This window comes from Cohnella cholangitidis, from assembly GCF_014107495.1.
In the GTDB taxonomy this organism is placed as follows: domain Bacteria; phylum Bacillota; class Bacilli; order Paenibacillales; family Paenibacillaceae; genus Cohnella; species Cohnella cholangitidis.
In genome coordinates this window covers 3,923,639-3,937,017 of record NZ_CP041969.1, presented here as the reverse complement: position 1 = coordinate 3,937,017, position 13,379 = coordinate 3,923,639, and the positions used below count along the sequence as shown (strand labels likewise).

General features: G+C 51.0%; 10 protein-coding genes. 3 read left to right on the top strand and 7 right to left on the bottom strand.

The window, feature by feature from the left end; genetic code table 11:
* The 5 genes from FPL14_RS18165 to FPL14_RS18145 all read right to left on the bottom strand — a co-directional run bounded on the left by FPL14_RS18165 (position 1) and on the right by FPL14_RS18145 (position 5,149).
* Positions 1 to 876 (bottom strand): carbohydrate ABC transporter permease, encoded by an 876-nt coding sequence (locus FPL14_RS18165; RefSeq protein WP_182299112.1) that lies wholly within the window; start codon positions 874 to 876, stop codon positions 1 to 3.
* A 95-nt stretch (positions 877 to 971) separates the two neighbouring features.
* Entirely contained in the window at positions 972 to 2,393 is a 1,422-nt protein-coding gene (locus FPL14_RS18160) for an ABC transporter substrate-binding protein (RefSeq protein ID WP_182299111.1), read from the bottom strand.
* Positions 2,394 to 2,401: 8 nt separating this feature from the next.
* On the bottom strand, positions 2,402 to 3,049 hold the full coding sequence (locus tag FPL14_RS18155) for an SGNH/GDSL hydrolase family protein (protein WP_182299110.1): 648 nt from the start codon (positions 3,047 to 3,049) through the stop codon (positions 2,402 to 2,404).
* A 6-nt stretch (positions 3,050 to 3,055) separates the two neighbouring features.
* Positions 3,056 to 3,967 carry a dihydrodipicolinate synthase family protein gene (locus FPL14_RS18150; protein WP_229263566.1) on the bottom strand — a complete coding sequence of 304 codons (912 nt, stop codon included), beginning with the start codon at positions 3,965 to 3,967 and terminating at the stop codon, positions 3,056 to 3,058.
* Between the two features lie 282 nt (positions 3,968 to 4,249).
* Complete coding sequence (locus FPL14_RS18145) at positions 4,250 to 5,149, bottom strand: SDR family oxidoreductase (protein WP_182299108.1); 900 nt, start codon at positions 5,147 to 5,149, stop codon at positions 4,250 to 4,252.
* 265 nt (positions 5,150 to 5,414) lie between these two features.
* Here FPL14_RS18145 and FPL14_RS18140 point away from each other — a divergent pair, with 265 nt between their 5' ends.
* The 3 genes from FPL14_RS18140 (at position 5,415) to FPL14_RS18130 (ending at position 8,441) form a co-directional block, all read left to right on the top strand.
* Positions 5,415 to 6,119, top strand: coding sequence for a DUF421 domain-containing protein (locus tag FPL14_RS18140; RefSeq protein ID WP_182299107.1), 705 nt, complete (start codon positions 5,415 to 5,417; stop codon positions 6,117 to 6,119).
* 211 nt (positions 6,120 to 6,330) lie between these two features.
* Positions 6,331 to 7,461 (top strand): glycosyltransferase family 4 protein, encoded by a 1,131-nt coding sequence (locus FPL14_RS18135; RefSeq protein WP_182299106.1) that lies wholly within the window; start codon positions 6,331 to 6,333, stop codon positions 7,459 to 7,461.
* Entirely contained in the window at positions 7,458 to 8,441 is a 984-nt protein-coding gene (locus tag FPL14_RS18130; RefSeq protein WP_182299105.1) for a phosphotransferase, read from the top strand. The genes FPL14_RS18135 and FPL14_RS18130 overlap by 4 nt, the downstream gene beginning before the upstream one ends.
* A gap of 121 nt (positions 8,442 to 8,562) precedes the next feature.
* Here FPL14_RS18130 and FPL14_RS18125 read toward each other — a convergent pair whose 3' ends face one another.
* Together FPL14_RS18125 and FPL14_RS18120 are read right to left on the bottom strand one after the other, a co-directional pair.
* Positions 8,563 to 10,860, bottom strand: coding sequence for a type IA DNA topoisomerase (locus FPL14_RS18125; protein ID WP_182299104.1), 2,298 nt, complete (start codon positions 10,858 to 10,860; stop codon positions 8,563 to 8,565).
* Positions 10,861 to 11,169: 309 nt separating this feature from the next.
* Positions 11,170 to 13,353: an MMPL family transporter gene (locus FPL14_RS18120; RefSeq protein ID WP_182299103.1), complete on the bottom strand. Its 2,184-nt coding sequence runs from the start codon at positions 13,351 to 13,353 to the stop codon at positions 11,170 to 11,172.
* Positions 13,354 to 13,379: the final 26 nt, after the last annotated feature.

The following is a 13,379-nucleotide window of genomic DNA, read 5'->3' as shown; positions in this document are numbered from 1 at the left end:
TCACTTCTCCTTAATCAAACTTCTTAGCTGAGGCACCGACAACAACAGCGTAATCAGGAACATAATAACCCCTACGGCCGAAGCTACGCCGAGTTGATTAAACTTAAAGGCATTGTTATAGAGATAGTACATCAGCGTCACGGACGCATTATTCGGTCCGCCGCCGGTTAAGAGCTGAATAACGACGAATATTTTCAAGACGGCAATGATGTTGATAATCGTGATATAGATCGTGGAAGGTTGAACGGAAGGGATCAGGATTTTGCGAATGACTTGCCATCTGCTGGCACCGTCCACTTCCGCTGCTTCGAATAGATCTTTAGGCACGCCGATCATAGCTGCGATATACAGGATGATCGCTTGCCCGACGTTTGTCGCGAACGTGACGAATATAATAACCGGCATGACCGTCTGAGTTTTCCCAAGTAAATTAACCGTACCGAAACCCATTTCCTGAGAGAAGTACGAAATGAGCCCGTTGGCAGGATTCAGCAAAAAGCTCCATACCATGCTCATGACGACCATGGATACCATTACGGGAATATAGTAGCTTCCTCTAATGAAAGAGACGTACTTCGCATTCTTATCGAATACGGCCGATGCTACGAACAACGCGAAACCAACCGTTAGAACGACGATGAATACAACGAAAACGACCGTATTGACGAGAGCTTTGAAGAATACGGGATCGCTGAACAGCGATACGTAATTGTCCAAGCCGACGAATTTTTCATTTTGATAATTAATCTGATATAAGCTGAGCCTGATCCCTTCAACGATGGGATAGACCAGGAAGATCAAGAAGATCAGCATTTGGGGCAAGATAAACAAATAACCGGTCAAATTCTCTTTGGTGGATTGATTTCTTAGTCTCATATTTGTTTTACCTTTCTAATCGGGAGCCCTGAGACCGCTGCCCTGAAGGCCGTGTCTTGCCGTCCCAAGGCTTCCGATCGTGAATGTTTAATAAGTTACTGGTTTTGGTAGATCACCGAATTCTTTTTGTTGTTCTCGATGACCGCGTTCCCTTTGGCTTGATATTCTTTAACCATTTTCTCCGGCGTCGAGGCTCCCGTGTACAAAGCTTGCAGCTCAGGATACAGAACTTCTCTTAGTTGGCTATATCCCGGAACGTTGCCCGTGAAGTTGAACAAGTACTTGGAATTCGCATCGTATGCGGTGAATAGCGGATTCACGTTCTTGAATTCCTCGGCAACCGAACTTCTTACCGGAATGCCGTTCTTCGAAGATTTAACCAATTCAGCGTCGGTAGAGAAGAATTTCACGAAATCTTTGGCGACTTCGACTTTTTTCTCGTCCTTCGATTGGAATACCCCTGCTCCGACTACATAGGTGAAGGACAGCGGATCTCCGCTCTCGGAAGGAATGTTGGCAAGACGCGCATCGAATTTCTTGATTTTGCCGCTTTCCATGTCCATCTTGGTATTGTTGAACAAGATCGGATTCGTGAAGCTGATGGCTAGCTGCTGGTTCTGGAACATTCCGTTAACGTCGTTGGACGATACGGATTCCGCGCCCGGATTCGTATAACCCGCATCCTTGATTTTTTTCAGCCAAGCCGCAGCCTTAACGCCCTTCTCGTCATCTAGAACGATATTCCCTTGATCGTCGAAGAATTTATTGCCGAACATTCTGAGATAAGCAAGGTTCCAAGTGTCTCCTTGGTTATTCACTGCATATAAAGCCATCGGATAAGCATTGGAGTACTTGTCTTTTGGCAGATTGTCTTTAAGACCCTTCAATATTTCCTCGTATTCCGCTAATGTCCAGGTTTTAATTTCGGAATCTTCGCCGATGAACTTATCCAATCCGGCTGCCTTGAACATATCCGCGTTGTATACGAAGGTACCGGGATTATTTTGGAACGGATAGAAATAAACGTCTTTTCCGAATGTCACGGAATTCCAATAGCTTTCGGAAATGTCTTTTTTAGCCGCGTCGTCTACAATATCCGTCAATGGCACCAATGCCCCGCGATGAACGTAATCCCCTAATGCAAAAACGCTTTCAAACATGACGTCCGGAGGAGTTCCGCCGCTCAGGTTTACGTTGAGAAGCTGATCGCGCTGATCTCCGGCAATGACTTCCACGTTTACTTTGGCATCGTATTTCGTGTATTGGGACGAAAATTTCTCTGCCGCGTATTTCATGAAGCTGTCGTAGTCGGCGCCTGATTCCGAAGCATCCAGCACGCCTTTCCACTGCGGCGTCAGCCATACTTTGATTTCCACTTTTTCTTTGTTCCCGGCGGCTCCGCCCGCATTGGTACCTGTAGCGTTGCCGGCTTCATTATTCTTGCCCGCGCATCCCGCAACAATTGAAGCGAACATCATCAGTGCAACAGCCACAATCAGTAAGCGCTTTCTATTCATGTATAGATCTACCTCTCATTTAATATTTTGATGACCTGACCCCGCACGAACTTCGCCATCTTCTTATGCTCATCCGCGTCAAGATGCATATAATCAATCTTATTCATGGAGACATGCGCTCCCGAATCCGCAAAGTGAATATCCGTTCCCTTAAGCAGACTTTCTAGATGCTTCGCCAATTCTGCGGACTTTATGCTGCATTGACTCCCCATAGGATTGCCAATCGGAGTGTCGATGTACTTCTCTCCGATGGGAGGAGGAGCGATAACTAATACTTCGGGAGGCCCACCGCCTATACCGGATGCGGATCCTCTAGCTTTCCTCGCAAGTCTGACGATACCTTGGGCGATGTTATACGAATTCAGACCGAAGCGTTCCTTCGTATCGTTAGTTCCGAGCATTATCACGACCAAATCCAAAGGCGAATGCGACATTAGGCACGGATAGAGATAGGAAAGCCCCGACAACCCTTCGAACAACGGATCTTCGCTGACGCTGGTCCTACCGCTAAGCCCCTCTTCTACAATGCGATACGAGTTGCCAAGACCGGCAGCCAGAAGACCGGTCCATCTCGTCTCCTCGTCGAACCTTAATTCCGTTTCCGCGTTATAGCCCCAAGTATTGGAGTCCCCGAAACATACAATGGTTTTTCTCATCGTTAATTACTCGCAGAACCGTGCAATGGACTTATCGATCATATGGATAATCTTATCGATCCGACCCGCATCTTCATTGGAAATGCCTTCGAGCGGTCCTCTGACGCTTCCGATATTTACGCCCCGTCTATTCAGAACTTCCTTGATCACGGCGTACATGGATCCGTCCAGCGAGACTAGCGCAATAATAATGTCGTTGATTTCGCTTTGAATGAGCTTCGCTTCCTCGAACTTGCCTTGCTGAATAAATTGATTGGCTTGCAAGAACAACTCCGGCATGGCTCCGTAGGTGCCGCCGATTCCCGCGTCCGCGCCCATGATTCTTCCGGCTACGAATTGTTCGTCCGGGCCGTTAAAGACGATAACGTTGTCTCCGCCGACTTTTTTGAATCGTTCGATATCCATTGTCGGCATCGAGGAATTTTTAACTCCAATGACCTTCGGGTTCGCCAGAAGCTTCGCGAACAACGACGTTGTTAACGTGTATCCCGTAGTCTGAGGAATGTTATAGATAATGAAATCAAGAGGAGTCGCATCGATAATCTCGCTCCAGTATTTATAAACAGCGCTGTCCGGCAGCTTGAAATAAATAGGGGGAATCGCGGATAAAGCATCATAACCGAGCGACGCGGCGTGCTTCGCCAATTCAACGCTGTCTCTCGTGGAAGGCGCTCCCACATGGGCGATAAGCGTCATTTTTCCCTTCAAATGCTCGGCCACATAGCCGAGTATCGCTTTGCGTTCGTCCAGGTTTTGGTAGATGCATTCCCCGGAGCTCCCCCCGACATAGACCCCTTGTACCTTCTTCTCGAGCAAGTAATCGCATAAAGCTTTCGTTCGAGGTTCTGAGATATTTCCTTGATCGTCATAGCAAGCATAGAAAGCCGGTATGATTCCATGGAACTTTTCTAATCTCAATGAACTCCCCTCCTGATGTTCATATTGTTTAGGCATTAACAACATATCACTAAAAATCGTGATTGTAAATTAATTTCACCATAATTTAAATCGTGAAAAATATTTCCACCATAAAAATTGACAATTATCATTCCTGCGCAATAGTATTGATCATATTTTCCTTCGCTATGCGGATGTTGGGTCCATTCCCGTTCCGTATAACCAAGACGCTCCAATCCCAAAATCGGCTTGGGATTGGAGGCGTCTCCATTGATTGCGTAGCCCGCGACCGGAGGTTTCCGTTCAAGTTTCCGTCATGACTCCGCCGTTGACATGCAACACTTGTCCCGTCACGAAAGAGGAATCCTCCGATGCCAAATAGATATAGGTCGGAGCAAGCTCGAACGGCTGTCCGGCACGTTTCATGGGGGTTTCTAAGCCGAACGTCGTTACATATTCGGCCGAGTAGCTCGATACGATGAGCGGTGTCCATATCGGCCCCGGCGCCACTGCGTTGACTCGGATGCCTTTACTTACTAATTGGAGAGACAGAGACCGGGTGAACGATACGACCGCGCCTTTGGTCGAGGAATAATCGACCAGCAACGGAGCACCCGCATAAGCGGTCACGGATGCCGTCGATATGATGGAACTCCCCGGCTTCAAGTAAGGAAGCGCCGCTTTCGTCATATAGAAGTGAGGAAAAATGTTGGTCCGGTACGTATTTTCGAGCTGTTCGTCCGTTATGTTCAATATGCTTTCCTGAGGGAACTGAACGCCTTGATTAAGCACGATAACGTCTAGACACCCATAACACTCCAACGTCCTTTTTACCGCTTCCGCGGAAAATGCAGGTACGCGTAAATCGCCTTCGATTAACAGGCAGTTACGACCGTAACCTTCCACCATCCGCTTAGTCGCTTCGGCATCTTCGCGTTCGTACAAGTAGACGATCGCCACGTCCGCCCCTTCTTTGGCGAAGCCGATCGCGACGGCACGACCGATTCCGCTGTCTCCTCCCGTGATCATGGCGATTTTACCCGCCAATTTACCGTTCCCCCTGTACCCGGGATTGTCGGATATCGGAAGCGGGTTCATTAAATACTCCAACCCGGGCTGCACGTTCTGATGCTGCGGCGGAAAAGTGATCGGCTCCTGCCGACAGCGTAACCGGTAACCATAGTAGGGATACATTGGGACCACCGTAATCCTCCTTTGCTCTTATCGCATATGCAGGATATTCGCCCAGCGGGCGATTGGTGAAAAAGCCTCTGATTCCATCCTGGAGTTAGATTCGGAATCTTGCTGATGGGCAGGGGTGCCGCCGCGGGTCTCATGGGGCTGGCGATGGCAAGGGCAACGACGCGAGCGCCATCTCGGAAAGAGTTATAACACCCGCTCCAACTGTCAATAGTGTTACTATCGAGCCGTACGACAGCCCTACAAATTGGAACAAGGAGTCCGCCCATTGCAAACCTACGTGGAAGTTATTTTTCGAACGATCGCCGCTTTTGTCCTCCTCATGGTCACGTCGAGAATTCTCGGCAAGCAGACGATATCCAATATGACCTTCCATGACTTCGTGAGCGGCATCACGCTGGGCGCCATTGCGGCGAATTTGGCGTTTAACGACAAACTCAACCCTTGGCTCACCGTCGTATCGCTGCTGATGTTCTTCGGCATCTCTTTCCTCGTGTCCAAGATCGCGATCAAAAACCGGGCATGGAACCGGTTGGTATCCGGCACTCCGACCGTCGTCATCGAGAACGGCAAAATTCTCGAGGACAACATGCGAAAAATCCGCTACACGTTGGACTCCCTGGCCCAATCTTTGCGCGAAAAAGATATTTTCAATATGGCGGAGGTCGAATACGCTTGCTTGGAGGATCACGGGAAGCTGTCCGTCAAGAAGAAAAGCGAGTATGAGTGGGTGACGCGCAAAGATCTAAAGCTACATGCCGCGGCCGTCCAGTCGTTCCCTGTCGAGTTGATTATGGACGGCAGGATCATGGAAGACAATCTCGACCACAACGGGCTGACCGTCCAATGGCTGGAGGAGTTGCTGCGGAAACGGAACAAGTCCGTATCCGACGTGTTCTATGCCGTGAGGGGCACGCAAAATCAGTTGTATTTTGACTACTATCGGGACCACATTGACAAGCCTATCGATTAGCCCCGACCTCGACTGCGCACCTTTCTTGCCATCCAATTTTCGCTGTCGCTTATGACATGAATTAGGTCTAAAATTCCCTTCGGTTTGGTTCGGCCAATACTCAAATAATCTGATAGAAGTTGCCGAATGCGCCCTTTTCCGAAATATGATCGTACTTTTTTATTTCCCCCCCATATAATGGGTTTTGAAATCCTTTTTGAGGGGGGCCTTTGTGGGGAGCCGTCGGAGACTTAAAGTATGGGTGATGACCAATGAGTTTCATCCGAATATTGTCGGTGGGCTTGGGATTGTCGCAACCCAATTAACTACATTGCTAAGCAGAGCAGAAGTGGACATTATCGTGTTATGTTCCAGCGAATCCGTTCGTCTTACGACTTCGAATCCTGGCAGCAGATTACGTATCGTTCGGATCCCCCGAGACTCGCGCTACTATAATTGCTCCAGACGAGCATATAAAACAAGTCCCGTTCTGCGGGCGGCAGCTGCCATGAGCTCCGGCAAACCGGACCTCATTCACGTTCACAGTACGGATTTCGCTTCCGTCGCTGTGGCAGCAGGAAGTCTATACCGCATTCCAATCGTATATACTTGCCATTCTACGGCTTCCAAAGGAACTTCTTCAACGTCGGGCAAAAATCAAGCTAAGCTGATCCGTGCCGCGAAACGAACCGTCGTACCGAGCAGGTGGCAAGCACGTGAAACCAAGCGGTTGTTTCCGGGCAGGTCAGGCCGGATAACCATCATTCCACACGGCGTAAAATCCATGCAGATGAAGCATCAAGGTTCCCCTGCCAAATTGCTCTATATCGGAAGACTTATTTCTTCAAAAGGCGTTAAACCCTTAATTAAAGCAGTTGCTTTGTTATCCCGCCATCGCAAAAATGTTACTTTGACGATCGTTGGAAGCGGCAAAGGGCGCTATAAAAATCATCTGCTGGCTCTCGCCAAACGATCCGGCATCGCAAAGCGCATTCGTTGGATTCATAGTAAACCGAATGCCACGATACGGCGAATGTACGCTTCATACGGTGCCGTAATCGTTCCTAGCCAAAAAGAGTCGTTCTGTCTAGTCGCGCTAGAAGCGATGGCAAACGGCGTCCCGCTTGTCTCTACATTGTCGGGCGGATTGAAGGAATTCGTGAACTCCCGGAATGCCCAAATCATCCATTCCGTAGATAGCGGCTCGATCGCTCGAGCCATTACAACGATGTGGAATAATCCGTCTAAGACGCGGCAACGGCTAATCAATGCCCGTTCGACTGCCGCCCGTTACAGATGGCCTGTAATTGCTCGTCGCTACAAATCGCTGTTTATAAAGTTAAGAAAGGTGAAGTCGCGATGAACGAGCAGACAATGACCAAGATCGCACGGCGGTTTGGGGTTAAGGTAACCGGAATAAAGAGAATTCGAAAAGGGATTTTCCGAGTTGCGGCGCCAGGCGGAAAAACCTACAGCTTGAAACGAATGCCGAAGCGAATCGCGCGCTTACGGTGGATCGATCGAACGTTGCAACGCATCCGTAACGGAGGCTCCCTCCTTGCTTGGCGTAATCCGCGAATGCCGGAAGGACGACAGCTTTGCGTGAAGGCTCCCACCGGTGAGCCTTACGTACTTACGCCTTGGATTTCAGGGAGAATCCCTTCTCCCCGTTCATTAAGCGACATGCGAGCCTGCGGTGTCGCGCTTGCAAAATTTCATATGAACGGACGCGCAGGCGTTCAGGGTCAAATCCCTTACAGCCGGATAGGAAGATGGCACGCCAATCTCCGCAGTCGGCAACGGAAACTGCTAAGCATGATCAATAAGGCGAAAAGGAATGGATTCAGCCCGCCGATAAACCGTTTCGTTCAGCAGATCAGCTCCGAAATCCTGCAATATTCGAAACAAGCAGGAGTATTGCTGCGAAATAGCGGGTATCGCGCCTACAGTCGCAATCCGCGCCGATACGGGGTTGTATCGCACGGCGATGGAGGTCCTAGCAATTTTATCCTAAATGCTAAAGGAACCTACCTCATCGACTTCGAAACCGTGCAAGTCAATTTGCGCGCCTACGACTTGTATCGCATCATCTATAACTCGTGCAAAGATCACCATTGGAATTTCGGGATTGCCAAGGCGATACTATCCGGATATCGCCAGGTTGCGAAGCTTAGTAAAACCGATTATAAGCTGATTCAAGTCTGGTTACGGTTTCCGTATTCGACTTATCTCGCGTTATCCCCCTTTGACAGAATTCCGTTATCTAAGAACTCGTTGAAATGGGCGCTTGAGTCTGAAAGGGAAATCGGTACCTTCCTGAAGAAACTTAACAACTACGCTTGATGAAGCCTCGATCCGTTCATCGCATACAGGTTAACTCCTCTCTTGCAATTCCTTTCCCCCATTGGACGCAGAAAAAGCCTTCAGATCCACCCTTGCGAGAGTGGAATTGAAGGCTTTCCGTCTATTCCCGATCCAACGCGAGCTCGCCCGTGGCAACGTTCTTCAAGACGATTCGCGCTTCGAAGCTTTCTTCGCCGTCTTTGCCGCCAAATTTCAACTTCGATGTCTTGCCCTTCTCGATGAGCGTTTTGACCATCGTGTCGGTTAACGTGCGATCGAAGCTTTCTTTCCAGACGACGAAGCCGCAGCCGGTCTTGTAGTTGCTGCATCCGTAGCCTTTGCGCCCCATGAAGATATGCCCTCCGCAGCCGGGACTAGGACAGATGCCGATCGTGCCCGGCGCCGCAGACGCGGAAGACGCGGAAGAAGCCGTACTTGCTGCTTTCGCCGAAGCGGCGCTGTTCCTCGTCTTCTTCGGAGCCGCTTCCCCTTCCGCTCCCGCGGCCTTCTTGCCGCGCGGAGCTTTGGCCGGGGGCTCCGGTCTTGCGAAAGCGTTCTTCGCCGCAGGCCGCTGAACGTTAACCTTGTCAATAATTTGCCATGTGAACTTCTTCACGTTGCCCATGAAAGCTTCCGCGGAAGCTTGTCCGCGGGAAATTTCCGTCAGTCGCCGCTCCCAGTGGCCGGTCATCTCCGGCGACGTTAGCAGCTCGATCCCCGCGCCGCGGATGAGCTCGATGGCGGTTCGGCCCTTAGGCGTAATAACGATCTTCTTCCCTTGCATGTCGATATAACCGACCTGCTTCAGCCGCTCGATCGTCGCTGCCCGCGTCGCCGGAGTGCCCAGCCCGGAATCCTTCATCGCGTCGCGCAGCTCTTCGTCCTCGATCTGCTTGCCCGCGCTTTCCATCGCTTTCAGCAGCGTGCCTTCGGTGTAGTGCTTCGGAGGCTGCGTCTCCTTCTCCTTCACCTCGACGTCGGAGCAGACGACCGGCTGCCGCGGATCGATCTCGAACGGAGCATCCGTCTCCTGCTCCTCGTCTTCCGCGGAACCCGCTCCGTCTTCCTTTTCCTTATCCTTGCCCTTCTCTTTACCCCCGGATTTCGGCGCCGAATCGCCGCCGTAAATGACCTTCCAGCCTAATGACAACAGCTGCTTCACCGTCGTCTTGAAGTTTTCCTTTTCCACTTCGGTCATAACGGTATGTACTTTATATTCGGCCGCCGGGTAGAAATGGGACAAAAACCGCTTCACGATCAGATCGTACAGCTTGCGTTCGTCCGGGCTCAGCCCTTGCGGCTTCTTCATCGTCGGCATGATGGCGTGATGATCTTCAACCTTGGCTGGATTGCACACGTTCTTGTTGCCCGTATGAACGAGCTTTTTGTTCGCAGCCTGCACGAAATCCCCGTAGTCCGGCGAACTTCGCATCGCGTCCACAATCTTGTGCATTTCCGGAATGTTCTGCTCGTTCACGTAGTTGGAGTTCGTACGCGGATAGGAGATAACCTTGTGCTTCTCGTACAGAGCTTGAGCGACGTCGAGCGTCTTCTTGGCGGAAAAGCTGAACTTCCCGTTCGCCTCCCGCTGAAGCAGCGTCAGATCGTACAATTTCCAAGGATATTCCTTCGTATCCTTCACTTCATAGCTGGCGATAGTTCCCGTCTTGCCCTTCACCTTGGCGGCGATCGCTTCGGCTTTCTCGGGGTCGGTAAGCCGATCGCCTTGCCAGATTCCTCTATAGTTAGTCGCCTGTTGCGAGAACAATCCCGTAATGTCGTAGAATTTCAAGGAATCGAACGCTTCGATCTGCTTCTGCCGATCATAGATCAACGCTAGTACAGGCGTCTGCACCCGGCCGACGGACAGCAGCTCGTTATGCTTCGTCGTGAACGCCCGGGAACCGTTCATGCCGATGAGCCAATCCGCTTCGCTTCGCGCGCGGGCGGCCTGAGTCAAATTGTCGTATTCCGTATTGTCCTTCAATTGATCGAAGCCTTTGCGAATCGTCTCCGCCGTAAGGTCCGATATCCATAATCGTTTGACCGGTTGCCGCAAATGCAGATGCCTCACGATGAGCGAGAAAATATGCTGCCCCTCCCGCCCGGCATCGCACGCGTTAACGAGCGCGTCGCTCCGGGCCGCGAGGTCTTCGATTACTTGCAGCTGATCCTTCGTCCTCGGATTGGGGAGCAGCTTGAAGTCGTCCGGGATAATCGGCAGATCGCCGAATCTCCACTTTTTATATTTCTCGTCGTATAAGTCGGGCTCGGCCAATCCGATCAGATGGCCGATCGCCCAAGTAATGATGTAATTTTCGCCCTCCAAGTACGAGCGCTTATTCTGTGCTTTCGGTTCAATGACGGCGGCGATGTTGCGGCCCATATCCGGTTTTTCCGCTATAACCAACGTCTTCAACAAAGGTCGTCCCTTTCCGATAAGAAATCAAATCCATTCCTTATTATACTACACTCCTAGATCGGAGAGCGCCGTTCTTTTTGCCAACCTCCCCTTCCGAAAATAACGTTACCGCATCGCCTTATCCTTGAACCGTGCGCACCATTTCCTTTTCATAGCGTTATGCCATCACCTTATTTCCTGTTTAACCAGCCCATTCCTGCAGTTTCAAGCACATAGCGTTACCCCATCGCCTTATCTCGTACCTCATACGGAATTCTCACCGTTTAACGTTATGTCATCGCCTTATCCATAACGAGCTACCTTCCCTTATGAAAAAGAAGCTCCCCATTGGTCGATTCCTTTATCTTTAACCGCCAACGTCAATATCGAAGGAAGCAGCATTCCTCTAACGAGAAAAGTATCGATGAGGATCCCCGCCGCCATGGCGAAGCCGAACAAGTAAAGCTCTTGCATCGGCTGGGTAATCAGCACTCCGAACGTCGCCGCAAGGATGATGCCTGCCGAAGAGATGACTCCTCCAGTGGAAGCTACGCCGCGCCGTACCGCATCTTTCCACGGATGAAGCTTAGCCTCTTCCTTGATTCTCGATACGAGCATAATGTTGTAGTCCACGCCCAGCGCGACCATGAAGACAAACGTATAGACGGGCATTCGATAGCTGAAGGTTTCAAAGCCGAGCAAGTTATGAAACACCGTCCAAGTGAGCCCCATCGTCGCCGCATACGACAGTAATATCGTTAACATCATGAGCAGCGACAGCTTGATCGAGCGGGTCTGGAGCGCAAGCATCAATAAGATGAACAACGGAATAACCGTAAACAACACCAAGGTATCCCTTTCGTTCAGGCTCCTGACGTCCGCTTGCCGCGCGGATTGTCCGGCAATATGCATATCGACTTTAGCAGGATCCATTCCGCTATTCGCCAACAACTCTTCCTTATTCGCCAGCCACCCGTCAACAAGATTCAGAGCGTCCGCTACGTAAGGATTCGAGCTTAGCACGAGCTGCAGCCGAACCGCGCGTCGATCTTCCGACAACCCCTTTTCGACAACGGAGTCGACTCCTCCGTCTTGGCGCAGCTCCTCCATCAAAGCCTTCACTTTAGCCGGGAAAGCAGCATCCCCCGATATCTCCTTATCGTTCTCCACGATGATCGTAACCGGAGCCAGTCGACCTGGAGGGAATTGTTTCTCCAATAGCTCGAATCCGATCCGGGATGGCGTATCCTCGGGAAAAGATTTCATCAGGTTAAAGGAATATTGAATCGTCCCGATTCCGAGAGAGGCTATCAGCAGCAAAGCCAACAGTGCGCCTGCGACCCGTCTCGGCTTATCCGTGACGAACCGGCCGACCCTTCCCCAGAACGAAAGGCGCTCGTTGGGCAGCTTCACGTCTGCTACACCCGCGATCCTCGGAACGAATGGCCAGAAAGCTTTGCGTCCGACTAAGGCGAAGATCGCCGGAATAAGCGTGAGGCCCGCGAGCAGGATAACGGCAACGGCGATCGAAAATACTGGAGCGAAGCCGCGATAAGGTTGGAAGACGGCAGCGAACAACGCGAGCATCGCGGCGAGTACCGTCCCTCCGCTGAACAAAATCGGTTCCGAGACGTGCGCCATCGCTTGGCCCATGGCTTCGTATTTCGAATCGACGGTGGCCAGCTTCTCGCGATAACGGGAGAAGACGAACAGACAGTAATCGGTAATAACCGCGAACAGCAAAATCATCATGATCGACAGAGACTGCTTATCGATGACGAACCATCCGTTCTTGCCCGCCAGCCCGAGCAAGCGGTCCACCGCTTGATAGACTACTCCGGCGACGACTAAAGGAATAATCGACAGCAACGGGGAACGGTAGATCGCAACGAGCAATACGAGAATAAGCACGACCGTAGCGATCATCAAGACGAAATCCGCGTTCTTGAACAAGTTCAGCGTATCCGCCGAGATCGCCGCCGGACCCGTCGTCTCCATACTAACGGTTCCGTCCCCTTTCTGCTGCCAATGGTCTTTCATTTCGTCTATCGTCTCCAGCGCGCTATCCGATTCCATGCCTTCCCTCAATTCGACATTCAGCAGCAAAGTCGTCCGGTCTTCGGATAACAGACGATTCCGTTCTGTCTCGGGCATCTCGTGAAAAGGAATCGCGCTCTGAACGTACTTCGGCTTAGCGCCGGAAGACAACCATTCGCTATAAGCTCCGATCGTCTCCAATTGCTCCGCCGTCATCGCTTGACCGCTATGAAAGACGAGCAGAGCGGTCATACCGCCCGATGAAGGAAAGCGCTCGTCCAATATCCTTTGCGCAACCGCGGAAGGGTTGCTATCGTTCGCGTTTCCTTCCCCGGCGCTTATGGCATAGGGTTTCGCCGCCGGAGCCGCTACGCTTAGCGCGATAATAAGAAGCAACCATACAAGGAGGCTGATCTTCGCCCCTCTGCGGCTGCTCGCGTAATTCGTTATTCTAAATAATCCATATCGTTTCATACTCTCGACCTCCTGTCCGTTCGTTC